The sequence below is a fragment of the Bradyrhizobium oligotrophicum genome, from assembly GCF_051168495.1.
GTDB lineage: Bacteria > Pseudomonadota > Alphaproteobacteria > Rhizobiales > Xanthobacteraceae > Bradyrhizobium > Bradyrhizobium oligotrophicum_A.
In genome coordinates, this window is sequence record NZ_JBNPVB010000039.1 from 1 (window position 1) to 25,270 (window position 25,270).

A 25,270-nucleotide genomic window follows, 5' to 3' on the forward strand; every position below is an offset into this window, starting at 1 on the left:
ATGCCGCCAGTCGATGCCTTCGAGCAGATAGCCGAGCTGGGCCGGCGTGATCGTCACCGCGCCGTCCACCGCCTGTGAACCGTCCGCTGGCCTCGCCCCACGGCTCGCCTCGGCATTGCTGTCGGCCGCACATGGCGTGATCGCGCTGCCGTTGGGAACGCCGACGATGAAGCAGCCCGATCCCCGCACCAACGGGCGGCTCGTGATCGGCGCCATCCTCGATGCGTGGACCGCGAAATTGGGCACCGCGCGCGCCGAAGCCAACTGGCCGCGCATCACGCTGGCGACCTTCTGCTGAAACGGAGTATGGGCAAGATCAGCGTCTCGCGCGCGAGCCCATCGCTCACGCGTCGGCCAAGCCAAGCCGGCGTCAAACTGATCGACCGCAGCGAACCTCTTCATCTCGCGCCCCTTGAGGTCACCCGGCCAGATTGGCCGGCTCGTCCATGCATGGCCCCTCTGCTTCGTCTCAGCCGTCACAAAATGCGCCCGCCGTTCCCCGGAGCGTCGGCACAAGGCGGCTTTTGGAGGGCGGAACTCTCACGATTTCCTGATCCCTGCGGCGGAACGACGCAGCGACGATTCGATTATGGTCCCCGTGTTCCAATCCACGAGGAGGGTTTCTGCATGCGTAAACTGATCATCGCCGCCGCCGCTGTCGCGTTCGTCTCGTCGGCCGCCTTTGCCCAGTCGGCCGACAAGTCGACCACGACCACCGGCCAGGCGGCGAAGAGCGGCGACGGCATGAGTTCGGGCGACGACATGAAGATGAGCAAGACGAAGAAGAAGAAGACAGCCAAGAAATCGAGCGCCTCGGGCGACGGCATGTCCAAGTAAGCTTCGCTCCACGCGCCTCGGCCGCGCCCAGGCGTGCGAAAAGAAACGGCCGCTTCCTCGGAAGCGGCCGTTATGTTGAGCGCCTGCCGTCCGGCGCGCGCCGCCGGCTTGTCCAAGTCAGCCCGGCAGCAGCCCCATCTGCTGCAATCGCCCTGCGAACCAGGCCGACAGCGGCGGGTCGATGCGGGCGCCGACATAGACCTCGGGCGTCAGCACGCTCCTGCGGTCGAGGACCACCAGCACGCCGATCCAATAGGCAAACCACAGATGCGGATCGGTCAGGGCCATCAGCTTGTGGCGGTCATGCGCGAGCGGCTGGTGATTGCCGGCCTTGCGGACCTCGATCGCCAAGAGATTGTCCGGCACCGCGCGCTTGTGCACGACGATGTCGGGATAGATCGATTTTCCCAGCTCGTCGTCGGTCGAGACGATGCTGCCGCGCGGCAGCAGCATCGCGCGGTCGCCGAGCCGGTTGAAATCGCAATCGACGTCCCAGCCGAGGAAGTTGCGTTCGAGATGCACCGCGAGCCGATGCGTCAGGGCGCGCTCGCCGAGATCGCGGTCGAGGATGAAGCGCTCGCGCGCATAGAACTCCTGCAGCGCGGAGATCAGCCGGTTCAATTCACTGTGCATGCCGCTCAGGGACAGGAGAGAAGACCGCCCCCATCAACACGCGATCGGCGTGAGTCGCCAACCCCATAAATGAGGGCGATGAGCCTTCCCTCCGCTGGCGACCGTTTTGCGGCCGCCGGCGTGGCGGATTTACATCTGCACTTCGATCAGGCGGGGGCCGTACTCAGCATTGGCCTCGGCCAGCGCCACGTTGAACTCGTCGGCCGAGGTGACGGCGCGGGCGGGAACCCCCATGCCCTTGGCCATGGCGACGAAGTCGAGCGTCGGGCGGTCGATCTTGAGCATGTCCTGGGCGCGCTGGCCGGGTTGGCCTGCGCCGACGCCGTCGAACTCGCCGCGCAGGATCTGGTAGATCCGGTTCGCGAACACCACCGTGACGACGTTGAGGTTCTCGCGCGCTTGGGTCCACAGCGACTGGATCGTGTACATCGCGCTGCCGTCGCCGACCAGGCACATCACCTTGCGGTCCGGGCAGGCCACCGCGGCGCCGGTCGCCACGGGAGTCGAGAACCCGATCGAGCCGCCCATGTTCTGCAGCCAGTCATGCGGCTTGGCGGCTGCCGTCGGCGGGAAGAAACCGCGGCCGGTGGTGATGGATTCGTCGACGATGATCGCGTTCTCCGGGATCGCATAGGCGATCGCCTGGGCGATGGTGGTGTGGTTCAGCGCGCCGGTCGGCTTGATCAGCTCGGCGAGCGGCTGCGGCTTCACGTCCGCGGCCTTGGCGCCGAGATGATCGGCGAGCGCCTCGAGCGCTGCGGCCGAGTTCTCGCCCCAGGCGGTCATGCGGTGCACCTCGGTGCCCTCGGCCTTGAGCACGCTCGGCTTGTTCGGATAGGCGAAGAAGGCGACGGGGTCGTTGGCCTCGACCAGCACGATGTGCTTGTAGTTCTTCAGGATCGGCAGCGCCTGCTCGATCACGTAAGGAATTCGGTCGATCGAGAACCGCCCCGCCCCGCGCGCCATGCGCGGATGATAGGTCTGGCCCATTACGCGGCAGCCGGTCTTGCCGGCGATGCGCTGGGCGAACGCCAGGCCCTGCTCGGTCAGCGCGCCCGCAGTCATCAGCACCAGGGTCTCGGGGCCATGGGCGTGCAGGATCTTGGCGGCCTTCTCGACCGCGTCGGCCGAATAACTCGGGCGCTGCGCCTCGGTGGGAACCGTGGCGATGCCGTCGGCCTCGTTCCAGGCGGTGTCAGCCGGCAGGATCAGGGTCGCGATCTGCGGCGGCGCGCTCTTGGCGGCGGCGATCGCGGCGGCGCCGTCGGCGGCGACCGCCTTGGCATCGGGCGAGGTCCGCACCCAGTCCGACATCGGCCGGGCCAGGCCCTCGATGTCCGAGGTCAGCGGCGCGTTGAAGCCGATGTGGTAGGTCGCGTGCTGGCCGACGATGTTGACGATGCCCGAGCGCGCCTTCTTGGCGTTGTGCAGGTTGGCGAGACCATTGGCGAGGCCGGGGCCGAGATGGAGAAGCGTCGAGGCCGGCGTGCCCTTCATGCGGAAATAGCCGTCGGCAGCGCCGGTCACCACGCCCTCGAACAGGCCCAGCACGCAGCGCATGCCCTCGACGCGATCGAGCGCGGCGACGAAGTGCATCTCGGAGGTGCCCGGATTGGTAAAGCAGACGTCAACGCCCCCTGCGACCAGGGTCCGTACCAGGCTTTCCGCACCGTTCATCATTTCGCTCCCGTTGATACCGCGCGCCATCTTCAAGCTGCGGCAGATCAATCATTGTTCGCCCGCGGCGTCAAAGGGGCTGGCCGCATTGCTGCCATCGCCGCCATGCCGATGCGCGGACTTGGCTAGCCAAGACTTTGTAACCCGGACTTGCTAACCGAGACTTGGCCGACGGGATGCGGGCGCGATGCCGCGTCGCATCGAGGCAGGATTTTCCGTGGGATTCAGGTCACGGACCGGTGCCACATACCGGTCTCACGGTGGCGTGGGTTGCGAAATGTGACCGTTTGTGGCCTGTCTGCGAACGGAATGAGATGTTTGCCAGGGGATGGAAATGAAGCGGTTTTTTGCTGTTGGAATTGCTGCCTTCACCATGCTGTCGGGCGCCGGAATGGCGCGCGCCGAATTCTTCGATACGCGGGACGTGTTCGGCGGCGGGCCGAACTTCTACCAGAGTGGTGTCAGCCCGATTCCGCGCGAGACCGTGATGTTCCAGAGCCAGTATTCGCCCGGCACGATCGTGGTGAACACCGCCGAGCGCCGGCTCTATCTGGTGCTCTCGGGCGGTCAGGCGCTGCGTTACGGCATCGGCGTCGGCCGCGACGGGTTCCGCTGGAGCGGCGTGCACCGCATCACCGCCAAGAAGGAATGGCCGGCCTGGACCCCGCCGTCACAGATGCTGCGCCGCCGCCCCGACCTGCCGCGCCACATGGCCGGCGGCATCGAGAACCCGCTCGGCGCGCGCGCGATGTATCTCGGTTCCACGCTGTACCGGATCCACGGCTCCAACGAGCCGGAAACGATCGGCCAGGCGGTGTCGTCGGGCTGCTTCCGGATGACCAATGACGACGTCGCCGATCTCTACGACCGCGTCTCGGTCGGCACCACGGTCATCGTCAAGAACTGAGAGCAGCAACACGGGATCATGTCGCAAGGCCGGAGCGCCCATCTTCGCCGCGGGCACGACGCCCGCTCGCGGCGGTCGCTGCGCGGGGCGGCGGTCGCCCTGACCGCCGCGCTGAGCCTGCTCATGACCATGACGATCCCGCTGCCGGCCTCGCCCGCCGAGATCCCGGCGATCGCCGCGCGCCAGCGGACCGAGAAGAAGAGCTTCAGCGACGCCGAGATCACCGACGGCTTCTTCAAGACCGCGTTCGGCGCCGAATATCATCTTGCCGGGCGGGTCGACCGGATCAGGAAGTACAGCGCGCCGGTGCGCGTGTTCGCCGACGGCCGCCGCGCCGACCGCAAGGCGCAGCTCGCCAAGGTGGTCGGCGACATCGCCGCGCGCATCCAACATCTCGACATCGCGATGACCGAGAGCAACGACGACGCCAATGTCCGCGTCAAGCTGGTGCGCGACCGCGATCTCTACCACACCATCAGCCAGTCCTATGGCAGCGAGCGCGCGCGCGAGATCAAGACCTCGCTCGACCCGCAATGCCTGTCCGGCTTCCGCAAGAACGAGGCGTTCGAGATCGAGCATTCCGACGTGATCCTGACCGTCGACAATGGCGATTTCGTCTTTCTCGACTGCGCCTATGAGGAGCTGCTGCAGTCGCTCGGGCCGATCAACGACACCGCGAGCGTGCCCTGGACCATGTTCAACGACAACGTCTCGATGGGTTATTTCGACGTCTACGACCAGTATATTCTCAATATGCTGTACGACCCCCGCGTCAAGGCGGGCATGACGCTCGCCGAGGTCAAAGCGGTGCTGCCTGACGTCCTCACCGACGTCCGCGTCTGGGTCAAGAAGGTGAACAATCTGGCGGAGTGAGCTACGCAACGTGGGGCGATGGGCCCTCCTCTCGCAACACCCTCGGTGTCGTCCCTGCGCACGCAGGGACCCATACGCAGCGGCCGTCGTGTTGGGCAAAAAGCCAATAGCCAGCGTGCCTCAAATCGCGCCCTGTGGGTATGGGTCCCTGCGTGCGCAGGGACGACACAGTGTTTGCGGAAGCGACGCCGGCAACTCAGCTACTTGCAGATCCCCTTCAGCGCGCGCCATTCCTCCGCGCTGAGCAGCGGCGGGCCGCTGGGCGGGCGGTCCTCGGCGCGCATGCGGGCGAGGCGGTCTTCGGTCAGCGGATGGCTCGCCCACAATGAGGGGCGCTTGCCGTCCTCCTTGCCGGTGATGCGGAACATCAGTTCGCCCATCGGACGGGTCGGCCGTCCGAGCTTGTGCATCACTTGAATCGCGAAGCTGTCGGCCGCCTCCTCCGCCTCGCGCGAATAGGATGCGTTGATCATGGCGCGCGAGGCGAAGATCGCCGCGCCGGCACCGGTGACGTCGCCGAACAGCAGCCCGATCAGGAACGAGCTCGAGCCGTTATGGATCAGCTGCCGCAAATTGTCGCGATGCTTGAGATGCCCGAGCTCATGGGCCAGGACGCCGGCAACCTCGTCCGGATCGTTGGATTTGTCGAGCAGCCCGCGGAACAGGAAGAAGCGGCCTCCCGGCAACGCGAAGGCGTTGGGAATCGGCGTATCGAGCACCTGCGAAGCGATGCTGTCGTCGAGGCCCGCCGGCCGGCGCAGCGCCGTGACCAGCTTGGCGAATGCCGCCTGCCCGGCGGGCTCGCCGCACAGCTTGTCGCCGAACAGCGCCTGGATCTGCACCACGGCGGCCTCGCCGAGGTGCTGCTCCATCTTCGGCGGCACCAGCGGCGTCAGCCGCTCGGCGGCGAACGGAAGCACGACCAGCACCACCAGGACGATCGAGGCTGCGGCCGCCAGCGACCAGCCCACGATCCGCGCGATGCCGCCACGCGTGAGCCGGTTCTCATCGATATGGCTGCAGCGCGCGATCAGTTCGGCCGACAGCCTGGGATCGCGGAGTTCGAGCCGCGCCAGCGGCGAGGCCGAAAGGCAACTGACGCGCAGCGTGCCGCTTGGCCCATCGACGCGGCGGATATCGTCGTACGGCCACGACACGAAATTGTCGGGGCTGCGCATCACCAACTGATTGGCAAAGCCGATCGTGACGGTCTGCCGACGGTTCGACAATCCGTCGAAATAGACGGCAGGGCCGCCCAGCGGGGCGGCCGGCTCGACCGGCGTTGCATCGGGCGGCGCACCGGCAGCCGCCGGCGCGGGATCAGAAGCCGGCGACGTCGAGTCCATCAGCAAACCCTTCGCCGAGCGCGCTGGCCAGATCGCCCTTGGCGGCGACGTTGGCCATGGCCTCGATGCCATGCACCTGGACCGAGTCCAGCACGGTCGCCCACATGTCGCGCACGAGGTAGAGCCGCGTCACGACGTTGAGGGCCAGGATCCAGACGATGTAGCCGATCCCGATCAGCACCAGCATCGGAACGTTGTTGGACAGCGCCTCCACCTGCGGGGCGCCATCGCTCCCCGGCCCGAGCAGGCTCAGCATCAGCGCCGCGACACCGCCGAAATAGGCGCCGGAGGCGATCGACAACAGAAGCCACCAGCCGATCACTTTCCAATAGAGGCCGTAGAACGCATTGCCGGGCAGCGTCGAGTCCAGGCGCACGCCGCCGAAGCGGATGCCCGACAGCCACCAGCGCCACTCGACGGCCTTTAACTGGGCATAAACGAACGGAAGCAGTGGAAACAGAACGAGCGCAAACGGCGCGATCACCCACAGATACCAGGCCCGCTTGAAGAACTCCCAGCCGCGTCCCTCGAAATCGCCGCTCAGATCGCCGTAATGCGAGTGCCGCATCTTGTAGCGCTCGAGCGCCGCGGCCCGCCACGGCCAGGCCAGCCCCAGCGTCACGATGGCCAGCAGCGTCCACAGCATGGCGCGCCCGGCATAGGCCCAGCCCGAGCCATCCATCCAGAACCGGATCCCGCGCCAGACCGTGCGCGTCAGCCGATAGCGCCGCGCGCGATAGATCGCGAACTGACCGAACGCGTAGAAAGCGATCACGAGCGGCACGCTGGCAAAGCCCTGGTAGCGCTCGGCCTCGACGCCGACGAGGAAATAGACGAGATAGATCGGAACCAGGATCGCCATCGCGAACAGGAAGCCGATCAAGAGCTCCTTGCCGCGTCCGGTATATTCGGCGGCATCGCCATCGACCGACGTGTTGACCCAGAGATGCCGGCGAATGTCGGTGACGAGCCAGAACCGATAGAAGCCCAGCGTGATCAGTTCGATGGCTGCACCGCGGCTGACCAGCCTGAAAAACTCGCCGCGAGCCCCCGAAAACGCCGCCGCCAGCGGCGGAAGCGGCGGAGGCTGCCCCGGGACGTAGCTCATCTGGTTCACGGCTCACGCCTCCGACACACGCAAAGACATAAAATACGTTCGATACGCCTCGGATGTTGGTCGCCGGGACGACTCCGAGGTTCGACTCCATTTGTACGCAAGTCGGCCGGAAAAAAACACCGGCCAGAACGACAATGAATGAATTTCTGCCGCTGACCGGTTGGCGAACGCCTATCCTCGCCGTTTTTGGGGCCGCTGCCGCCTCAGGACGTCTTGTCGAACAACTCCCGCCCGATCAGCATGCGCCGGATTTCGCTGGTGCCGGCACCGATCTCGTACAGCTTGGCGTCGCGCAGAAGGCGCCCGGTCGGATAGTCGTTGATGTAGCCGTTGCCGCCGAGCAGCTGGATCGCGTCGAGCGCGCATTGCGTCGCCTTCTCCGCTGCAAATAGAATGGCGCCTGCCGCATCCTCGCGCGTGGTCTCGCCGCGGTCGCACGCCTTGGCCACGGCGTAGACATAGGCGCGTGCGGCGTTCATCGTCGTATACATGTCGGCGACCTTGCCCTGCACCAGTTGGAAGGTTCCGATCGGCTGGCCGAACTGTTTGCGCTCATGCACGTAGGGCAGTACCGCGTCCATGCAGGCCTGCATGATGCCGAGCGGGCCCGCCGCCAGCACCGCGCGCTCGTAGTCGAGGCCCGACATCAGCACGTTGACGCCGCGGCCGACCTGGCCCAGCACGTTCTCCTCGGGCACCTCGCAATCCTCGAACACCAGTTCGCAGGTGTCGGAGCCGCGCATGCCGAACTTGTCGAGCTTCTGCGCGGTTGAAAAACCCTTCATGCCCTTCTCGATGAGGAACGCGGTGATGCCGCGCGGTCCGCCCTGCGGATCGGTCTTGGCATAGACCACCAGCGTCTCGGCCACGGGCCCGTTGGTGATCCACATCTTGTTGCCGTTGAGGATGAAGCGATCACCCTTCTTGTCGGCGCGCGTCTTCATGGAGACGACGTCGGAGCCGGCCTGCGGCTCGGACATCGCCAGCGAGCCGACATGTTCGCCGGAGATCAGCTTGGGCAGGTATTTGCGCTTCTGCGCCTCGTTGCCGTTGCGGCGGATCTGGTTGACGCAGAGATTGGAGTGCGCGCCGTAGGACAGGCCGACCGAGGCCGAGGCGCGCGAGATCTCCTCCATGGCGATGCAGTGCTCGAGATAGCCGAGGCCGGCGCCGCCATACTCCTCCTCGACCGTGATGCCGTGCAGGCCGAGCTCGCCGATCCTGGGCCAGAGGTCGCGCGGAAACTGGTTGGAGCGGTCGATCTCGGCCGCGCGCGGCGCGATCTGCTCTTGCGAAAAGCTGGCCACCGTCTCGCGGATCGCGTCCGCCGTCTCGCCGAGATCGAAATTGAACATGCGCTGCGCATTGGCGATCATGGGGCGGCCTCCTGCTGTTCTTCTGCTTTGCAACAATCGCTTCCAGGCATATTCCGTGACGTGGCGCTTGTCACGCCCGACGTCCGGCCGGACACTAGCCTTGCGACGCAAGACCTGGCCCGCCGGTCCCCGTCAAACTCCGCGCTTGCCCAGCGCTCCCGGGCAGGATGTAATCGCGCCAAACATCGCCGGACAGGAAGAATCCGGCCTCAGGGAGACGTCCATGCACGGGACCGCCAATACGGCCGAGGCAAGCCGGCACGCCACCGCAGCCGCGCGCGCAATCGAAGCGGCCGTCAGCCGCACGGCATCACTGCCGCTGTCCGAATTCGATCCCGGCGACCCCGAATTGTTCCGCACCGACACGCACTGGCCCTATTTCGACCGGCTGCGCCGTGAGGATCCGGTACACTACTGCAAGGATTCGATGTTCGGGCCGTACTGGTCGATCACCCGCTACGACGACATCATGGAGATCGAGACCAACCACGCGGTGTTCTCATCGGCGTCCGCGCTCGGCGGCATCACCATTCGCGACGTCCCGCCTGGTCTGCGCCGAGAAAGCTTCATCGCGATGGATCCGCCGCGCCATGCCGCCCAGCGCAAGACCGTGGCGCCGATGTTCACCCCGACGCATCTCGACGAGCTCGCGATCAACATTCGCAAGCGCTCGGCCGAATGCCTCGACAATCTGCCTGTCGGTGAGGTGTTCGACTGGGTCGACCGCGTCTCGATCGAGCTGACCACGCAGATGCTGGCCGTGCTGTTCGACTTCCCCTGGGCGGACCGCCGCAAGCTGACGCGCTGGTCCGACATCGCGACCACGATCCCCGGTCCGGACGGGCTCGTCGCCACCGAAGACGAGCGGCAGGCCGAACTGATGGAGTGCGCGCGCTATTTCGGCCGGCTCTGGCAGGAGCGTGCCGGCCAGCCGCCGAAGAGCGATCTGCTGTCGATGATGGCCCACAGCGAGGCCACGCGGAACATGGATCCGAAGAACTTCCTCGGCAATCTCGTGCTGCTGATCGTCGGCGGCAACGACACCACGCGCAACACCATGTCGGGCAGCATCTATGCGCTGAGCCAGAACCCGGAGCAGTATCGCAAGCTCAAGGCCAATCCGGCCCTGATCGACAGCTTCGTGCCCGAGGTGATCCGGTGGCAGACGCCGCTCGCCCACATGCGCCGCACCGCGCTCGCCGACTTCGAGTTCCGCGGCAAGCAGATCAAGAAAGGCGACAAGGTGGTGATGTGGTACGTCTCGGGCAACCGCGACGAGGCCGCGATCGAGCGCCCGTACGAGTTCATCATCGACCGCGCGAGGCCGCGCCAGCATCTGTCGTTCGGCTTCGGCATTCATCGCTGCGTCGGCTTGCGATTGGCCGAATTGCAACTCAAGATTATCTGGGAGGAGATCCTGAAACGCTTCGATCATATCGACGTGATGGACGAGCCGAAGCGGGTCTATTCCAGTTTCGTGAAGGGGTATGAGACATTACCGGTCAGGATTACGGTGTAGGTTGTATTTGCATCAATGCCGAATTGCGTGCGCCGTTGCGGCCCCGTAGCTGCGAGATGCAGCGCCCTCTCCCCTTGTGGGAGAGGGCATCGCCGGCCCCTACAAGCCCTCGGTTGGGTGAGGGGTTCCCTCCGCGAACCGCGCTCGTGGAGGGAGACCCCTCACCCGACCGAGTCGGCTGAGCTTTCATACATGCCCTCTCCCACAAGGGGAGAGGGCGCATTCATTCGCACCGTAGAACGCGTGCAGACTTATCTCGATTATTGAGCGCCCCTTCAGCAAAGGACCCCTGCATGACCGCCCAGCCCGCGCTTCGTTCCGACCATGCCGACCTGCTGCGAGAAGCGCGGCTCGCGGCCTATTCCACGCCGCTGGAGGATTTCCATCCCGGTGCGCCCCGGCTGTTCCAGACCGACACGATGTGGCCGTGGTTCGAGCGGCTGCGCAAGGAGGCGCCGGTGCACTACTGCACCAAGGCGCCGATCGAGCCCTATTGGTCCGTCACGCGCTATCACGACATCATGCATGTCGACACCAACCACGCGATCTTCTCGTCCGACGTCAGCAACGGCGGCATCATGATCCGCGACGTACCGCCCGGCTATGAATGGCCGAGCTTCATCGCGATGGACGAGCCGGTTCATGGCGAGCAGCGCAAGACGGTGCAGCCGATGTTCACGCCCGATCATCTCGACGAGATGGCGGTGCTGATCCGGCAGCGCTCGGCCAAGGTGCTGGACTCGCTGCCGCGCAACGAGACCTTCAACTGGGTCGAGAAGGTCTCGATCGAGCTGACGACGCAGATGCTGGCGACGCTGTTCGACTTCCCGTTCGAGGAACGCCGCAAGCTGACGCGCTGGTCGGATGTTTCCACCGCGCTGCCCAAGAGCGGCATCGTGTCCTCGGAGGAGGAACGCCGGCGCGAGCTTGCCGAGTGCGCCGAGACCTTCGGCCGGATGTGGACCGCGCGCCAGGCCGAGCCGGGCCGCGACCTGATCTCGATGATGGCGCACAGCGAGGCGACCCGGCAGATGACGCCGGACAATCTGATGGGCAATCTGATCCTGCTCATCGTCGGCGGCAACGACACCACGCGCAACACGATGACTGCGTCGGTGCTGGCGCTCAACGAGAATCCGGCGGAGTATCAGAAGCTGCGCGACAATCCGGCGCTGATCGAGACCATGGTGCCCGAGGTGATCCGCTGGCAGACGCCGCTGGCGCACATGCGGCGCACCGCGCTGGTCGACACGGAGCTTGGCGGGAAGACGATCAAGAAGGGCGACCGCGTCGTGATGTGGTACGTCTCTGGCAACCGCGACGCGGAGGTGATCGAAAACCCCGACGCCTTCATCATCGACCGCAAGCGGCCGCGTATCCATCTGTCCTTCGGCTTCGGCATCCACCGCTGCGTCGGCATGCGCCTCGCCGAGCTGCAGCTGCGCATCGTCTGGCAGGAGATCCTCAAACGCTTCGACCGCATCGAGGTCGTGGGCGAGCCGAAGCGGGTCTATTCCAGCTTCGTCCGCGGCTATGAGAGCCTGCCGGTGCGGATCCCCGGATGAGCGCTTTCAACCCTCACCCTGAGGGCCCGCCCATAGGCGTGCGTCTCGAAGGGCGAGGCCCGAGACCTCGGCCTCATGGTTCGAGACGCGCCGCCATCAAGACTGTTTGTCTTGGCGGCCTTTCTCCCGCGGCGCTCCTCACCATGAGGGGTGGAACCGTCGTCGGAATAAGCAAGGCGCTAACTCCTCCATGAACTCGCCGCTGATGACCAGCTGCAGGGCCGGTCTCTGGACCCGCCCCTCATGGTGAGGAGCGCCGCGCCCATTTGGTCAATACCAAGCAAGGATCATAGATCGCGGCGCGTCTCGAACCATGAGGCCCGGCTGCCTATAAGAATCCGGCATGGCCGGGTGAACCAAATTCAATGAGCCACAGCCGCCTTTTCCGGGCTAAATCATCCGCTGCACCATCGGTGCTCATATTCCGCAGGACGCCATGGCCGCTTCCGACACGCCGACGACAGCTCCCGACTGGCCGCTCGCCATCTACCAGGCGCTGAAAGCCGCCGACGTCCGCCAGCTGTGCTACGTGCCGGACGCCGGCCACTCCCGCCTGATCCGCCTCGCACACGACGATCCCGCGATCGCAACCACGGTCCTCACGACCGAGGAGGAAGGCGTCGCGCTGTCGGCCGGCGTCTGGCTCGGCGGCCAGCGCGCGGTGCTGCTGATGCAGTCGAGCGGCGTCGGCAATTGCGTCAACATGTTCTCGCTGCTGCAGAGCTGCCGCGTCCCGTTCCTCACCTTCGTGACCATGCGCGGCGAGTGGGCCGAGTTCAATCCGTGGCAGGTGCCGATGGGCAAGGCGACGCAGGCGGCCTTCGAGATCATGGGCATCACCGTGTTCCGGCTGGAGCGTCCCGAGGACGCCGGCGAAATGGCGGCCGCGGCCGCACGGCTCGCCTATGACAGCGATCAGCCGATCGCGGTGCTGATCTCCCAGCGCATGATCGGCGCCAAGAAATGGACGGAGGCCAAGTGATGCGCGCTACGCTCGATCGCCGTGCGGCCGTGAAGGCGCTGCTGCAGGACCGCGGCGACTTGCTGCTCGTCAGCGGCCTCGGCTCGTCGTCCTACGACGTGTTCGCCGCCGGCGACCACGATGCGAATTTCTATCTGTGGGGCGCGATGGGCGGCGCCGCCATGATCGGCCTCGGTCTCGCGCTGGCGCAGCCGTCGCGGCCCGTCGTCGTCGTCACCGGCGATGGCGAGCAACTGATGGGGCTCGGCGGCCTGGCAACGATCGCGGCCAGGAAGCCCAGGAACCTTTCGATCGTCGTGCTCGACAATGCCCATTTCGGCGAGACCGGCATGCAGATGAGCCATTCGGGGCTCGGTGCAAATCTCGAATTGATCGCAACCGGTGCCGGCTTTCCCTCGGTGAGCACAATCGAAACACTTGCCGCCCTCGATACCTTCCGGCCGAAGCTGCACGATCTCGCAGGGCCGCATTTCGCCCGCGTCGCGATCTCGACCGATCATGTCGAGCGCGCTTTGCCGCCGCGCGACGGCGTCTTCCTGAAGAACCGCTTTCGCGGCCATCTCGGATTTCCCGTCAGCTAGAACGCGCGGCCCTCGATCTGTTGCTCCTGCAAGGCTGGTCGGCTGCGGCGCCGGCATTCCAAGCTTGCCAAGCGTGGCACGCTTCGTCATAGGCTATCCGGAACGAGCCCAGGGAGGCTGCAGGCCGTGCGACATCGGCCGGCGGAGCAAAGAATGACCGACCCACATCAGCACGACGATTACGCCGACATCCGCGACGCCGTCGCAAAACTCTGCGCACAGTTTCCCGGCGAGTATTGGCGCAAGCTCGATCGCGAGATGGCCTATCCCTCCGCCTTCGTCGACGCACTGACGCAGGCCGGCTATCTCTCGGTGCTGATCCCCGAAGAATATGGCGGCGCCGGATTGAAGCTGTCGGCGGCGGCGGCGATCCTGGAGGAGATCCAGCGCGCCGGCTGCAATGGCGGCGGCTGTCACGCCCAGATGTACACGATGGGCACGGTGCTGCGGCACGGCTCGGCCGAGCAGAAGGCGAAGTGGCTGCCCAAGGTCGCCAGCGGCGAATTGCGGCTGCAGGCGTTCGGCGTCACCGAACCGACCTCGGGCACCGACACCTCGTCGCTGAAGACGTTCGCCAAGCGCGACGGCGGCGGCTACATCGTCAACGGCCAGAAGATCTGGACCAGCCGCGCCGAATATTCCGATCTCATGATCCTGCTGGCGCGCACCACGCCGAAGGACCAGGCGCAGAAGCGCACCGATGGCCTCTCGGTCTTCATCGTCGACATGCGCGAGGCCAGGAACGCTGGGCTCACCATCCGTCCGATCCGGACGATGATGAACCACGCCACCACCGAAGTGTTCTTCACCGACATGCGCGTGCCGGCGGAAAATTTGATCGGCGAGGAAGGCAAGGGCTTCCGCTACATCCTTTCCGGCATGAATGCCGAGCGTATCCTGATCGCCGCCGAATGCGTCGGCGATGCCAAATGGTTCATCGCCAAGGCCACGGCCTATGCCAAGGAGCGCGTCGTGTTCGGCCGCCCCATCGGCCAGAATCAAGGCATCCAGTTCCCGATCGCCAAGGCCTATGCCTCGATGCGCGCGGCCGAGCTGATGGTCAAGGAAGCCACGCGCAAATATGAGGCCGGTCAGGATTGCGGCGCCGAGGCCAACATGGCCAAGATGCTCGCGGCGGATGCGTCGTTCGAGGCGGCGAACGCCTGCATCCAGACCCACGGCGGCTTCGGCTTCGCCGAGGAATACGACGTCGAGCGCAAGTTCCGCGAGACGCGGCTGTACCAGGTCGCGCCGATCTCGACCAACCTGATCCTGTCCTACGTTGCCGAGCACGTGCTCGGCATGCCCAGGTCGTATTGACATGGCCATGTTAGTTCATCGCTGGTGGCCATCCTTCGAGACGCCTGCCTCCGGCGGGCTCCTCAGGATGAGGATCGAAGGCACTGCGAGAGTCACACCCCTCATGGTGAGGAGCGCCGCCCTTGCGGCGCGTCTCGAACCATGAGGCCCCACTCCATGAGTTCTCACCATGCTGCCACTTGAAGGGATCACCGTCGTCGCCGTCGAGCAGGCGGTGGCCGCGCCGTTCTGCTCGTCGCGGCTGGCGGACGCCGGCGCCCATGTCATCAAGATCGAGCGGCCCGAGGGTGATTTCGCCAGGGGCTACGACGCCGCCGCCAAGGGGCAGAGCAGTTACTTCGTCTGGCTCAACCGGGGCAAGGATTCCCGCATCGTCGATCTGTCGAAGCCGGAAGGCCGCGCCGAGCTTGAGAAACTCATCGCCGGCGCCGACGTGCTGCTGCAGAACCTCAAGCCGGGCTCGATGGACAAGATGGGCTTCGCGCGCGAACGCCTGCGCAAGGATTATCCGAAGCTGATCTGCTGCACCATCACCGGCTATGGCGACACCGGGCCCTACGCGGACCGCAAGGCCTATGACCTGCTGATCCAGGCCGAGAGCGGCCTCGCCTCGATCACCGGCGGCCCCGATGGCCCCTCGCGCGTCGGCATGTCGATCGTCGACGTCGCCACCGGCGCCACCGCGCATGCCGCGATCCTGGAGGCGCTGATCCGGCGCGGCCGGACCAGCGAAGGCGCCGACATCCGGATCTCGATGTTCGACGTGATGGCCGACTGGCTCACGGTGCCGCTGCTCAACGCCGAGGCCGGCAATGCGCCGAAGCGTATCGGCCTCGCCCATCCCTCGATCGCGCCCTATGGCGTGTTCACCTCCAAGGACGGCAAGGACATCCTGATCTCGATCCAGAGCGAGCGCGAGTGGAAGACGCTGTGCGCCAAGGTGCTGGACCAGCCCGGGCTGCCCGACGATCCGCGCTTCGCCAACATGGTCGAACGCGTCCGCAATCGCGCCCTTACCGACAAGATCGTCGCCGATCGCTTCGCGGCGTTGTCGCGCGACGAACTGCTGGCAAAACTCGCCGCGGCCGACATCGCCTTCGCCGAGGTCAACAGCATGGCGGATCTCGCCGTGCATCCGCATCTGCGGCGCATCGAAGTCGACACGCCGAACGGCGTCGTCAGCTATCCGGCGCCGGCCGCGATCGTGGTCGGCGATGACAGGCAGTACGGCGCGGTGCCCGCGATCGGCGAGACCTCCTCGCCCCATCAGCGCAAGGGATGATCATGACGGACACGCTCGATCTCGATCACCTCCGGCAATGGGTCGGCCGCAGCACGGAAGCCACCGACATCGTCACAGCGCAGCTCACCAAGGGTCTGCGCGCGACGCTGCTGCAGGAGATAGGCGAGCCCGCGACCGGCGACATCGCGCCCTACACCGTCCATTGGTGCCTGGGCCAGCCGGTGTTTCCACATGATCAGCTCGGCCCCGACGGCCATCCGACCCGCGGCGGTTTCCTGCCGCCGGTGCCGCTGCCGCGCCGGATGTGGGCCGGCGGCGAGGTGCAGTTCGTCGATCCCCTGCGCGTCGGCGACGTCGCCACGCGCGTCTCGACGATCACGGATGTCACCCTGAAGAGCGGCTCGACCGGCCAGCTCTGCTTCGTCGCGGTCGAGCATGCCGTGTCGACACCGCGCGGGGGCGCGATCCGCGAGCGCCAGGACATCGTCTATCGCGACATGGGCGGCACACCGGCCGCGCCCGCCAAGACGCCGCCGCCTCCGCCGGTCGCGCAGCACCGCGAGACGCATGTTTCCGATCCGGTGCTGCTGTTTCGCTATTCCGCGCTGACCTTCAACGGCCACCGCATCCATTACGACCGCGACTACGTCACCAGGGTCGAGGGCTATCCGGGGCTGATCTTTCACGGGCCCTTGCAGGCGGCAATGCTGGTCGAGTTCGCGGCCAAGCTCAAGGGCAAGCCGCCCGCCAAATTCGCCTATCGCGGCGTGCAGCCGCTGTTCGAGGGCAGCGAGTTCTCCGTCAACGCCAACGACAAGGATGGCGGCCTGGAGCTGTGGACCGCCAATGCCGAGCGGCAGCCGACGATGAAGGGCACGGCGACGTGGTGATATGAGCCTCATCATTGCGAGCGAAGCGACGTGTCCGCCATAGCCCGAAGGGCGACGGCGGAAAAAATCCAGAGTCCCGCGACTGCTCTGGATTGTTTCGTCGCTTCGCTCCTCGCAATGACGGCAATTTGGGGAAACGCTTTGGCCAAGACAACGAAAACAACGACCAAGCCCGTCACCGTCAAGCAGGCCACCTTCGCGCTGCTGCGCGCCTTCGGCATCAAATGCGTCTTCGGCAATCCCGGCTCGACCGAACTGCCGTTCCTCAGCGACTGGCCGGACGACATCGACTACGTGCTCGGCCTGCAGGAGGCCTCCGTCGTCGGCATGGCCGACGGCTATGCGCAGGCGACGCGCAATGCCGGCTTCGTCAATCTGCATTCGGCCGCCGGCGTCGGCAACGCGCTCGGCAACATCTACACCGCGCATCGCAACCAGACGCCACTCGTCATCACCGCCGGCCAGCAGGCGCGCTCGATTTTGCCGCTGCAGGCGTTCCTCTATGCCGAGCGGCCGTCGGAATTTCCCAGGCCCTACGTCAAATACAGCGTCGAGCCGGCGCGCCCGGAGGACGTGCCCGGCGCGATCGCGCGCGCCTATTACGCCGCGATGCAGCCGCCCTGCGGCCCGACCTTCGTATCGATCCCGATCGACGATTGGATGCACCCGGCCGAGCCGCTCGCGGCGCGCAAGCTGAGCCGCGAGCTCGGCCCCGACCGTGCCGCGATGGACGAACTGGTCAGCGCGCTCACCGCGGCCAGCAATCCCGCGCTCGTGGTCGGCCCCGGCATCGATCGCGCTGCTTGCGTCGCGCTGATGGTTGAAGTCGCGGAGAAGGCCAAGGCGGCCGTGTGGGTCAGCCCGTTCTCGGCGCGCTGCTCGTTTCCCGAGCGGCACCCGCAATTCCAGGGCTTCCTGCACGCCTCGCCCGGGCAGTTGTCGGAGGCGCTGAAACCGCACGACCTCGTCGTCGTGATCGGCGCGCCGGTCTTCACCTTCCATGTCGAGGGCCACGCCGCGATCTTCGACGGCGCCACCGCGATCTATCAGATCACCGACGATGCCGAGAGCGCCGCCGTGCCGCCGGTCGGCACCAGCATCATCGCCACGATGCGTCCCGCGCTGTCGCTGCTGCTCGAGCTGCTGCCGGAGACGAAGCGCGCCGCGCCGAAGGACCGGTTGCTGCCGGGCGCACCGAAGCCGGCTGATCCGATCCCGGTCGACTATCTCTTGCATACGCTGGCGCAGGCCCTGCCCGCAAACAGCGCCGTCGTCGAAGAGATCCCGTCGCATCGCCCTGTCATGCACAAGTTCATGCCGATGCCGGGCGCCGACTCGTTCTACACCATGGCGAGCGGCAGCCTCGGCTACAGCCTGCCCGCCGCGGTCGGCATGGCGCTGGGGCGACGGAGCGGCCGCACCGTGTGCCTGATCGGCGACGGCTCGGCGATGTATTCTCTGCAGGCACTGTGGACCGCGGCCCAGCGCAGGCTGCCGGTGACGGTCGTCGTCATCAACAATTCCGGCTATGGCGCGATGCGCTCGTTCAGCCAGGTCATGCAGGTGCGCAACGTGCCGGGGCTCGATCTGCCCGGGCTCGATTTCGTGAAGCTCGCGGAGGGCATGGGCTGCGACGCGGTGCGCGTCGGCCGGTCGGCCGATCTGCCGGCTGCGCTCGAACGCAGCCTCGCGCATGACGGCACCAGCCTCGTCGAGGTGATGGTCGATTCCGCCGTCCCGCTGCTCTACGCGCCGAAGAGCTGAGCCGGGCGTTCGAATAGCGGACAGCTTGTCAACGGCACGCGCGGGCGACAATGCGTCGCAGGCTCAATGGCAACAGCGTGGCGGTGCCGTGAAATCCCCATCGACCGGGCCAAAAGGTGCAACCGCCGCTTGCGGGGGCAACCGTTTGTTTCGAAAGCTTTCTGGTCCCCTGTGCCATCTCGCCGCGGCCGGCCCGCCGCAAATGCCGCGAATTGCTGCCGTCACCTTTGGCTGCAGACGCCTTGCTGCGTGCAAGGTCCGACCATTCTGCAAACCAAAATCATTATCAGAAGGTTCCATCATCCAATCCAGCGTACCAAGGGAGTTGAGCGGATGGCGGACAAGACGAACCTTCAAACCGCGGCATCGAAGAGCGATCTCCATCGCCACGTCAGTGTTTTGGCCCTGATGTCCGCTTTGGCGCTGACGGCGCTGCCGCACCAGGCCGACGCGCAGGCCATCACCACGGCGCTGGCCACCTCGGCCACCACCAACGCGGCTGCCAATGCGGCAGCCAAGGCCGCGCAGGATGCCGCCGCCAAGGCTGCGGCAGCCTCCGCTGCCAAGGCCGCACAGGACGCCGCCGCCAAGGCCGCTGCCGCCGCTGCCGCGAAGGCGGCTCAGGACGCAGCCGCCAAGGCTGCCGCGAAGGCGGCGACCGACGCTGCAGCCAAGGCCGCCGCCAACGCCGCGGCGAAGGCGGCCGCCAGCGCCGCCGCCAAGGCTGCGACGACGGCGGCTACGACTGCCGCGAGCACCGCTGCAAAGACCGCGGCTGCCACGACGACGACGACCAGCACCGTTGCCAAGCCCGTTGCTGCAGCCACGACGACCACCGCTGCAGTGACGACCGGCACCGCTGCCAAACCCGCTGCTGCCGCCACCGCGGCAACGACGACGACCGGCACGGCCAAGACCGCCGCCACGAGCACGACGACCACCGCCGCCAAGACCACGGCGGCAGCCACCACCACCGTTGCGGTCGCGAAGGCCGCCGCCGCGCCGGCGGCCGCTGCCACGCCCGCCAAGGCCGCGGCCACGACTGCCAAGGCCGCGGCCGCGGCGTCGAGCAGCAGCGATGCCGTCGCCAAGGCCAACGCCGCCGCCGCGGCAGCGGCGCAGACGGCTGCCGCCGCCGAAGCTCAGGTCGCCGCCGACCGCAAAGCCATCGACGTCGCTCGCCAGGCCGAGCAGAACGCAAAGGGCGCAGCGATCGAGGCCCAGGAGCAGGCCGAGAAGAACCCGACCGCAGCCAACCAGGCGGCGGCCGCGGCCAACGCGGCGAAGCTGACCGCAGCGTCGGCCGCGCTGCAGGCCGCCTTCAAGAAGCTCGACAAGGACATCGACGTGTCCAATGAGGCCAAGGAAGCCGCCAACGCCGCCAAGGACACCGCGCGCGAGACGGCCGAGGCGGCAGCGAAGGCGGGACAGGCCGGCAACGCCAATAACGGCGGCAACGCCAACAACGGTGGCAATGCGAACAATGGCGGCGCCGCTGCCGGCAATGGAAACGGCAACAACAACCAGCAGAACCAGGAGGCCCAGGAAGCCGCCGAGCAGGCGGCGCTCCAGGCGGCGCTGAAGACCGGCGAGCAGGCCCGCGCGGTCGCTCAGCAGAAGACCCAGGCCGCCAACGCAGCAGCGGCACAGAACCAGAAGACGGTCGAGACCGCGCTGAACCAGAAGATCGGCGCCATCGACGCGGCGGTCGAAGCCGCCGAGCAGAAAGTGAATGCGGACCGGCAGACGCTGGAGCAGGCCCGCCAGGCCGCGCAACAGGCCCAGCACGAGGCGCAGGAGGCTGCCGAAGCGGTCGAGCGCGCCAACAACGCGGCGAACCAGGCTGCGCTGGCCGCCGCGCAGGCCAAGGCTCAGACCGCGACGACGGCGTTCAATCAGGCCAACGCAACGTTGAACGCCGACAACCAGGCTTTGACCCAGGCCCGCGAGACCGGCGAGCAGCAGGAGCAGGCGCTGCGCGCGACCGCCCAGCAGCAGATCCAGGCCGGCTACACCGCCGCGCAGCAGGCGACCCGGGCCGCCTGGGACGAGGCGCAGAAGATCGGCAACGCCGCGCTGGCCGCGCTCGAACAGTAACGCCCGCTTCCATCCGCGTCGCCGACAGGCGGCGCGGATCCGCCGATAACAACAAGACCATCATCAGCCACATGCCGAACTGGCCGGGGAAAACGGTTACGCGACGGGATTTGACCTCACCCCGTCGCGTGATGCGCCCCGGTCCCCCCACCTGCCCGGCATGCATTGCCTCACGCCCCGCTCCCCGGCGGGGCTTTTTCTTTGCGTGGATGGGGTTTCGCGAGGATATCGGCGAGACGAACGCGGCGCATCGGACGGCAGATTTGTCTCGACGTACGGACGGCACGTTCGCGCTCACCCAGCCCGCAGCTTCGATGTCAGCCCCGCTGCCACCCTCCCCTGAAGGGCAGGGCTATCGCATTTGACGATCGAAGTGTTGCGCTCGTCTGTCTCCACGTCGTCATGGCCGGGGCTTGTCCCGGCCATCCACGTCGTCCTGCATGCTGAGAACGACGTGGATGCCCGGGACGGAGCCCGGGCATGACGACGTGGAGATGGTTCCGCGAAAAACTCAGATTGGTCATATGCGATAGCCCTCCCCTGAAGGGGGAGGGTCGATCGCACGCGAAGCGGGCGAGCGGGGTGGGGTGGATCGTGGAAACCGATGCAAGTGGAGAGATCACTCCACCCCGGCTCAGATGCGCTTCGCGCTTCTGACCAGCCGACCCTCCCCCTCCAGGGGAGGGTGGGACCGAAATCGCGGCCTTATCCGTTGTCTCATCTTGGGCCTTTGCGGTGGTCGCTTAGCGCAGCCGCTCAGCCTCAGTACTGGACACGCACGCCGACCAGCCCGACCACCGCCATGAAGTTGTTCATGACGATGTTGGAGCGGGTCCATTCGGTCCGCACCTCGCTCTTCAGCTGAATGTTGCGGTTCAACTTGTAGAGGCCGCCGGCGGCGACGAACATGCGCTGGTCGACCCGGCCGGTGCCGACGAACTGATCCTGGCCATAGCCGCCGCGCAGCGTCCCGATCAGCCAGGGCTCGAACTGATGATCCATCTGAAGAATTACGTCGCGGGACAGGATGCCCGAGACGTTGACCGCAGGCGTCTCCGAGGCCTGGGAGCGCGCCACCAGCACGAACGTCGTCGTGTCCGTCGCGGCCCAGGCCAGGGTCGCATCCGCAATCACGCCGTTGATGTTGCGCATCAGCGGCGAGTCCATGCGGCGCGTGAGGTAGCCCACCGAGGCTTCGCCGGTCAGCGATCCCATGTTCACGACGGCGCCTGCGCGCCCGGCAATGCCGCTGGAGTCGCGGCGCTGGCCGTTGAAGTCGACCTGCAGATCGTGGTTGCGGCGATCGAAGCTCATGTCGATGAAGGGCGAGATGTTCGGCGTCAGCACATAAGTCACCCGCACCTGCGCGCCTGGCTGGGTGTAGTTGCGGTCCTGCGTCCGCAGCGGCACGTCGGCGGTGATGACGGCATCGTTGAACACGACGCGATCGGCCGAGCCCTTGAACGCGATCTCGGTCGGGCCGATTTTCTGCAGCACGCCGGCGCTGCCGCCGAAGGTGGTGGCCCGCGGCAGCTTGAGCGCGCCCGGCAGCGTCAAGGCATCGTTGACGAAGCGCGCCTCGCCGGTGATCGCCGTTCCTTCGGTGACGTCGTAGCGCCCCTGCGCGCGCGCCTCGAAGGTCGGATGGCTGATGCTGCGAACGTTGGTGTCCTCGGTGTAGGCGCCGCGAAAATCGGCATTGAGCTGATGCCGCTCCCATTGCGAGCGGACGGAGACCTCCGTCGCCACGATCGCGACCGGCGACCCCGGTCCGCCCGCACGCCGGGTGGGATTGTTGTCATAGCCCGCCTGGATCTCGACCGCCGGCTTCACCAGGAACGAGCCGATCGTCACGCCCGTCGGATCGTAGGGCTTGGCCTCGGCGGTCACGGGCGGCGGCTTCACCGTATCGAGATTACGCTCGGGCAGGACGTCACGGTTGCGCAGCACGGCTGCCGGCTGGGCCGCGGCCACCATCGCGTCGGGCCCGGCCGGCGGCGGCGCCTCGGCGGGCGCCGCCGGCTTTGCTGCAATCTGCTGCGCGGCTCGTTGCGGCGCGGGCAATGCGGCGCGCGCGGGCTCAGCCGTGGCCGCGCGCGCACCGCGGGCCGGCTGAAACACCGCGGGTCCAAGCCCGAAGCTGCCAGCCGGCGCGCCGGGCTTGCCGGGCGCGGCCAGCGACGGCGCACCGGCTTCGCGCATCGGGCGCAGCAGCGCAGTCACGTTGCGCGGGTCCTGGCGCATCATCAGCGTCCGGCTGTCATTCGCAATCCGCGGAACGTTGTAGTAGATGCTGCGCGCCATGACGTGGCGGAAGAACAGGCGGTCGGCCCGCCCCGGAACGATGTCCGTCGGCTTGGTCTTGATGATCTGCTGCGCGGACGCGGCATCGACCACCATCACGCTCAGAAGCAGCACCTCGACGAGCGCCAGCGTGACGCCGCGATGGGATCGCGTCACCATGAGCCGCTTCGTCCGTACCGCGAACGCGCCGGTCTTGTGGGGTGAATGAGATTGCAAGGGAGAACCGCGGTATGCCGAACTCACGCGAGAATTTCGGGTCAGGGCGCCGCCGCGATGACACGCAGCGCACGACGCGGCGACTCCCCTTGCCGCCAGATGACCGGCAAAGGTCGGCGGAAATTTTGCCGAGCTGGGGAGATTTCATGCGAAGAGCTCGCAATGAACCGCCGCTCAGCGGACCAGGCCGGATATCCGGCGTTCCGCGGCGCAACTAATTAGTTCAAACGCCGGTGCGCGGCGAGGGTCCGGCGATGTTGGCTGAAATCGGGCTTTGCGGTGATGCCGTTACGTCGCCGGTCGGGCCGGACCCGTTTCGCCGATCGCGTGTCATGCGCCGTCCCCGGACGACGATGCCGGTGCGTCCGCCGTGAGGGCACAGGCCGGCAACCGGCGTCCGCGAGGATCAGGACGCGAGAAATCCGCCATCAGCCGCCAGGACGTGGCCGACGACGTAGGCCGATGCGTCCGACAACAGCCACAGCACGGCCTCGGCGATGTCGTCGGGCTGCCCCATCCGGCGCAACGGCAGACCCGCGGCGACGGTCGCGATGTCGCCGACGCCCGCCCGCAGCATCATGTCGGTGACGACGCGGCCCGGCGCGACCGCGTTGATCCGGACGCCCCGCGGCGCCGCCTCCATCGCCGCCGAGCGGGTCAGCGAAATGACGGCGGCCTTCGATGCCGAATAGAGCGCGAGCCCGGCATTCGGATTGCGCATGCCGCTCACCGAGGCGTTGACCACGATGCGCCCCCGTCCACACGCATACATCACCGGCAATTGCGCGCGCAGGCAGAGAAACACCGAGCGCACATTGGTGTCGAACACCTCCGCATAGACGCTGTCGCCCTGCTGCTCGATCGGCGCCCGGCGTTCCTGGAAACCGGCATTGTTGAAGGCGGCATCCAGCCGGCCGTAGCGCTCCAGCACGGCCTGCACGAGCCGCGTCACGTCCTGCTCGCGCGTGACGTCGGTTTGCACGGCCTGCGCTTCGACGCCGAGGGACCGGCACGCCGCCACCGTGTCTGCCAGTTCGGCCTCGCGCCGGCCGGCGACGACGATCGCCTCGGCGCCCGCTGCCGCGAGTTTCAGCGCGGCGGCGCGGCCGATACCGGTGCCGCCCCCGGTGACGAGGCAGACCTGCCCCTGCATGCGCGGCGCCGCGGGCGAGCGGGCCGGAGCTTCGAGCTGCGCATCACCCATCCCGTATCCTCCGCCGAGACGCCGCCTGCAAGCCGATTGCATCGGCTATTTGTTGTATGATACAACTATATGGCAGGAGTCAAGATGCCCGATCAGGATCTGCCGCTCGTCGACGACATCCGCGCCGCCTCGCGCCTGATGGTGCGGGAGCTCGGCTTCATGGAATCGACCCTGGCCGCGACCGACTATCCGCCGTCGGCGGTCCACACCATCCTGGAGATCGGCCTGCGCGGCCCGCTGACGGCGATGCAGCTCGGTGCCGTGCTGCATCTAGAGAAATCCAGCATCAGCCGCATGGTCCGCAAGCTCATCGACAGCGGCGAGTTGCAGGAGACGATCGATGGCGAGGATGCCCGCATCAAGCCGCTCTGCCTCACCGCCAAGGGGCGGAAGACGCTGGCGACGCTGCACGCCTTCGGCCGCCAACAGGTTCGCGGCGCGCTGTCGTCGCTGTCGAAGGCCGAGCAGCGCACGGTGCGCGAGGGCCTGCTGCTGTACGCCCGTGCGCTCCAAGCCTGGCGCGCGGCAGACGCAGACCTGCAACCGTCGGACTGACGGTGCGCAAGACGGGCAATTTGCGCAGGCGAGCCATGACGAAACTGCCCGTCGTGTTGAAATGCCGCAGCGGGAGGGCTTGTGTCGTCGGGCAAATCAAGACGATCTTTCCGCGCATCCCGCCTCACTACGGAGGGGCGTTGCGCGCGATCGTCACGACACGCGAGGTGGGATGCGATGGCCGCGATCTGCCGCAGCGTGTCTTCGGGCGCGCCGACGAACGGTTGGACCGTGGACGTGAAGTCGCAGCGTCCTGATACCCCG

Annotated in this window: 21 protein-coding genes and 1 pseudogene; 14 read left to right on the top strand and 8 right to left on the bottom strand. The window is 66.8% G+C overall.

Annotated elements, in window-relative coordinates; translation table 11 throughout:
- Window positions 1–276, bottom strand: a pseudogene (locus ACQR1B_RS35365) (hypothetical protein); the annotation flags it as partial.
- 351 nt (window positions 277–627) lie between these two features.
- On the opposite strand from ACQR1B_RS35365, the gene ACQR1B_RS35370 reads away from it, so the two are divergent.
- Window positions 628–837 (top strand): hypothetical protein, encoded by a 210-nt coding sequence (locus ACQR1B_RS35370; RefSeq protein WP_434837502.1) that lies wholly within the window; start codon window positions 628–630, stop codon window positions 835–837.
- A 117-nt stretch (window positions 838–954) separates the two neighbouring features.
- On the opposite strand, the gene ACQR1B_RS35375 is transcribed toward ACQR1B_RS35370, so the two are convergent.
- Both ACQR1B_RS35375 and ACQR1B_RS35380 read right to left on the bottom strand, forming a co-directional pair.
- A complete protein-coding gene (locus ACQR1B_RS35375) occupies window positions 955–1,470 on the bottom strand; it encodes a hypothetical protein (protein WP_434837503.1) in 516 nt (171 codons plus the stop codon).
- Between the two features lie 129 nt (window positions 1,471–1,599).
- The gene (locus tag ACQR1B_RS35380; protein ID WP_434837504.1) at window positions 1,600–3,147 is read right to left on the bottom strand and encodes an acetolactate synthase large subunit; all 1,548 of its coding nucleotides are present in this window, start codon (window positions 3,145–3,147) and stop codon (window positions 1,600–1,602) included.
- Window positions 3,148–3,481: 334 nt separating this feature from the next.
- Here ACQR1B_RS35380 and ACQR1B_RS35385 point away from each other — a divergent pair, with 334 nt between their 5' ends.
- Together ACQR1B_RS35385 and ACQR1B_RS35390 are read left to right on the top strand one after the other, a co-directional pair.
- Window positions 3,482–4,054 (top strand): L,D-transpeptidase, encoded by a 573-nt coding sequence (locus tag ACQR1B_RS35385; RefSeq protein WP_434837505.1) that lies wholly within the window; start codon window positions 3,482–3,484, stop codon window positions 4,052–4,054.
- A gap of 123 nt (window positions 4,055–4,177) precedes the next feature.
- The gene (locus tag ACQR1B_RS35390; protein ID WP_434837506.1) at window positions 4,178–4,927 is read left to right on the top strand and encodes a DUF2927 domain-containing protein; all 750 of its coding nucleotides are present in this window, start codon (window positions 4,178–4,180) and stop codon (window positions 4,925–4,927) included.
- 200 nt (window positions 4,928–5,127) lie between these two features.
- On the opposite strand, the gene ACQR1B_RS35395 is transcribed toward ACQR1B_RS35390, so the two are convergent.
- The 3 genes from ACQR1B_RS35395 to ACQR1B_RS35405 all read right to left on the bottom strand — a co-directional run bounded on the left by ACQR1B_RS35395 (window position 5,128) and on the right by ACQR1B_RS35405 (window position 8,766).
- Window positions 5,128–6,273 (bottom strand): M48 family metallopeptidase, encoded by a 1,146-nt coding sequence (locus tag ACQR1B_RS35395; RefSeq protein WP_434837507.1) that lies wholly within the window; start codon window positions 6,271–6,273, stop codon window positions 5,128–5,130.
- On the bottom strand, window positions 6,248–7,381 hold the full coding sequence (locus tag ACQR1B_RS35400) for a DUF898 family protein (RefSeq protein ID WP_434837522.1): 1,134 nt from the start codon (window positions 7,379–7,381) through the stop codon (window positions 6,248–6,250). Before ACQR1B_RS35400 ends, ACQR1B_RS35395 begins: the two co-directional genes overlap by 26 nt.
- Before the next feature lie 212 nt (window positions 7,382–7,593).
- The gene (locus tag ACQR1B_RS35405; RefSeq protein ID WP_434837508.1) at window positions 7,594–8,766 is read right to left on the bottom strand and encodes an isovaleryl-CoA dehydrogenase; all 1,173 of its coding nucleotides are present in this window, start codon (window positions 8,764–8,766) and stop codon (window positions 7,594–7,596) included.
- 223 nt (window positions 8,767–8,989) lie between these two features.
- On the opposite strand from ACQR1B_RS35405, the gene ACQR1B_RS35410 reads away from it, so the two are divergent.
- From ACQR1B_RS35410 to ACQR1B_RS35450, 9 genes are all read left to right on the top strand, one after another.
- The gene (locus tag ACQR1B_RS35410) at window positions 8,990–10,285 is read left to right on the top strand and encodes a cytochrome P450 (protein ID WP_434837509.1); all 1,296 of its coding nucleotides are present in this window, start codon (window positions 8,990–8,992) and stop codon (window positions 10,283–10,285) included.
- Between the two features lie 293 nt (window positions 10,286–10,578).
- Window positions 10,579–11,850: a cytochrome P450 gene (locus tag ACQR1B_RS35415; RefSeq protein WP_434837510.1), complete on the top strand. Its 1,272-nt coding sequence runs from the start codon at window positions 10,579–10,581 to the stop codon at window positions 11,848–11,850.
- Window positions 11,851–12,286: 436 nt separating this feature from the next.
- Window positions 12,287–12,832, top strand: coding sequence for a phosphonopyruvate decarboxylase (locus ACQR1B_RS35420; RefSeq protein WP_434837511.1), 546 nt, complete (start codon window positions 12,287–12,289; stop codon window positions 12,830–12,832).
- Window positions 12,832–13,413 carry a thiamine pyrophosphate-dependent enzyme gene (locus tag ACQR1B_RS35425; protein ID WP_434837512.1) on the top strand — a complete coding sequence of 194 codons (582 nt, stop codon included), beginning with the start codon at window positions 12,832–12,834 and terminating at the stop codon, window positions 13,411–13,413. Before ACQR1B_RS35420 ends, ACQR1B_RS35425 begins: the two co-directional genes overlap by 1 nt.
- Window positions 13,414–13,566: 153 nt before the next feature.
- Entirely contained in the window at window positions 13,567–14,733 is a 1,167-nt protein-coding gene (locus tag ACQR1B_RS35430; RefSeq protein WP_434837513.1) for an acyl-CoA dehydrogenase family protein, read from the top strand.
- A 169-nt stretch (window positions 14,734–14,902) separates the two neighbouring features.
- Window positions 14,903–16,015, top strand: coding sequence for a CaiB/BaiF CoA transferase family protein (locus ACQR1B_RS35435; protein ID WP_434837514.1), 1,113 nt, complete (start codon window positions 14,903–14,905; stop codon window positions 16,013–16,015).
- A 2-nt stretch (window positions 16,016–16,017) separates the two neighbouring features.
- Window positions 16,018–16,866 (top strand): FAS1-like dehydratase domain-containing protein, encoded by an 849-nt coding sequence (locus tag ACQR1B_RS35440; RefSeq protein ID WP_434837515.1) that lies wholly within the window; start codon window positions 16,018–16,020, stop codon window positions 16,864–16,866.
- Window positions 16,867–17,007: 141 nt separating this feature from the next.
- On the top strand, window positions 17,008–18,630 hold the full coding sequence (gene mdlC, locus ACQR1B_RS35445; RefSeq protein WP_434837516.1) for a benzoylformate decarboxylase: 1,623 nt from the start codon (window positions 17,008–17,010) through the stop codon (window positions 18,628–18,630).
- A 333-nt stretch (window positions 18,631–18,963) separates the two neighbouring features.
- On the top strand, window positions 18,964–20,727 hold the full coding sequence (locus tag ACQR1B_RS35450) for a hypothetical protein (protein WP_434837517.1): 1,764 nt from the start codon (window positions 18,964–18,966) through the stop codon (window positions 20,725–20,727).
- A 762-nt stretch (window positions 20,728–21,489) separates the two neighbouring features.
- Here the strand turns inward: ACQR1B_RS35450 and ACQR1B_RS35455 are convergent.
- Together ACQR1B_RS35455 and ACQR1B_RS35460 are read right to left on the bottom strand one after the other, a co-directional pair.
- Window positions 21,490–23,190 (bottom strand): outer membrane beta-barrel protein, encoded by a 1,701-nt coding sequence (locus tag ACQR1B_RS35455; RefSeq protein WP_434837518.1) that lies wholly within the window; start codon window positions 23,188–23,190, stop codon window positions 21,490–21,492.
- Between the two features lie 463 nt (window positions 23,191–23,653).
- On the bottom strand, window positions 23,654–24,451 hold the full coding sequence (locus ACQR1B_RS35460; RefSeq protein WP_434837519.1) for an SDR family NAD(P)-dependent oxidoreductase: 798 nt from the start codon (window positions 24,449–24,451) through the stop codon (window positions 23,654–23,656).
- 84 nt (window positions 24,452–24,535) lie between these two features.
- Here ACQR1B_RS35460 and ACQR1B_RS35465 point away from each other — a divergent pair, with 84 nt between their 5' ends.
- Both ACQR1B_RS35465 and ACQR1B_RS35470 read left to right on the top strand, forming a co-directional pair.
- Window positions 24,536–25,006: a MarR family winged helix-turn-helix transcriptional regulator gene (locus ACQR1B_RS35465; protein WP_434837520.1), complete on the top strand. Its 471-nt coding sequence runs from the start codon at window positions 24,536–24,538 to the stop codon at window positions 25,004–25,006.
- A gap of 35 nt (window positions 25,007–25,041) precedes the next feature.
- The gene (locus tag ACQR1B_RS35470; RefSeq protein WP_434837521.1) at window positions 25,042–25,263 is read left to right on the top strand and encodes a hypothetical protein; all 222 of its coding nucleotides are present in this window, start codon (window positions 25,042–25,044) and stop codon (window positions 25,261–25,263) included.
- Window positions 25,264–25,270 lie beyond the last annotated feature (7 nt).

Excerpts from the sequence above, each read along its gene's own strand:
- ACQR1B_RS35440 (WP_434837515.1), top strand. The coding sequence starts at position 16,018 with ATGACGGACACGCTCGATCTCGATCACCTCCGGCAATGGGTCGGCCGC.
- ACQR1B_RS35430 (WP_434837513.1), top strand. The coding sequence starts at position 13,567 with ATGACCGACCCACATCAGCACGACGATTACGCCGACATCCGCGACGCC.
- ACQR1B_RS35435 (WP_434837514.1), top strand. The coding sequence starts at position 14,903 with ATGCTGCCACTTGAAGGGATCACCGTCGTCGCCGTCGAGCAGGCGGTG.
- ACQR1B_RS35370 (WP_434837502.1), top strand. The coding sequence starts at position 628 with ATGCGTAAACTGATCATCGCCGCCGCCGCTGTCGCGTTCGTCTCGTCG.
- ACQR1B_RS35375 (WP_434837503.1), bottom strand. The coding sequence starts at position 1,470 with ATGCACAGTGAATTGAACCGGCTGATCTCCGCGCTGCAGGAGTTCTAT.
- ACQR1B_RS35415 (WP_434837510.1), top strand. The coding sequence starts at position 10,579 with ATGACCGCCCAGCCCGCGCTTCGTTCCGACCATGCCGACCTGCTGCGA.
- ACQR1B_RS35400 (WP_434837522.1), bottom strand. The coding sequence starts at position 7,381 with ATGAGCTACGTCCCGGGGCAGCCTCCGCCGCTTCCGCCGCTGGCGGCG.
- ACQR1B_RS35465 (WP_434837520.1), top strand. The coding sequence starts at position 24,536 with ATGCCCGATCAGGATCTGCCGCTCGTCGACGACATCCGCGCCGCCTCG.
- ACQR1B_RS35425 (WP_434837512.1), top strand. The coding sequence starts at position 12,832 with ATGCGCGCTACGCTCGATCGCCGTGCGGCCGTGAAGGCGCTGCTGCAG.
- ACQR1B_RS35455 (WP_434837518.1), bottom strand. The coding sequence starts at position 23,190 with ATGGTGACGCGATCCCATCGCGGCGTCACGCTGGCGCTCGTCGAGGTG.
- ACQR1B_RS35380 (WP_434837504.1), bottom strand. The coding sequence starts at position 3,147 with ATGAACGGTGCGGAAAGCCTGGTACGGACCCTGGTCGCAGGGGGCGTT.
- ACQR1B_RS35460 (WP_434837519.1), bottom strand. The coding sequence starts at position 24,451 with ATGGGTGATGCGCAGCTCGAAGCTCCGGCCCGCTCGCCCGCGGCGCCG.
- ACQR1B_RS35410 (WP_434837509.1), top strand. The coding sequence starts at position 8,990 with ATGCACGGGACCGCCAATACGGCCGAGGCAAGCCGGCACGCCACCGCA.
- ACQR1B_RS35390 (WP_434837506.1), top strand. The coding sequence starts at position 4,178 with ATGACCATGACGATCCCGCTGCCGGCCTCGCCCGCCGAGATCCCGGCG.
- ACQR1B_RS35420 (WP_434837511.1), top strand. The coding sequence starts at position 12,287 with ATGGCCGCTTCCGACACGCCGACGACAGCTCCCGACTGGCCGCTCGCC.
- ACQR1B_RS35385 (WP_434837505.1), top strand. The coding sequence starts at position 3,482 with ATGAAGCGGTTTTTTGCTGTTGGAATTGCTGCCTTCACCATGCTGTCG.
- ACQR1B_RS35470 (WP_434837521.1), top strand. The coding sequence starts at position 25,042 with ATGACGAAACTGCCCGTCGTGTTGAAATGCCGCAGCGGGAGGGCTTGT.
- ACQR1B_RS35405 (WP_434837508.1), bottom strand. The coding sequence starts at position 8,766 with ATGATCGCCAATGCGCAGCGCATGTTCAATTTCGATCTCGGCGAGACG.
- ACQR1B_RS35395 (WP_434837507.1), bottom strand. The coding sequence starts at position 6,273 with ATGGACTCGACGTCGCCGGCTTCTGATCCCGCGCCGGCGGCTGCCGGT.
- ACQR1B_RS35450 (WP_434837517.1), top strand. The coding sequence starts at position 18,964 with ATGGCGGACAAGACGAACCTTCAAACCGCGGCATCGAAGAGCGATCTC.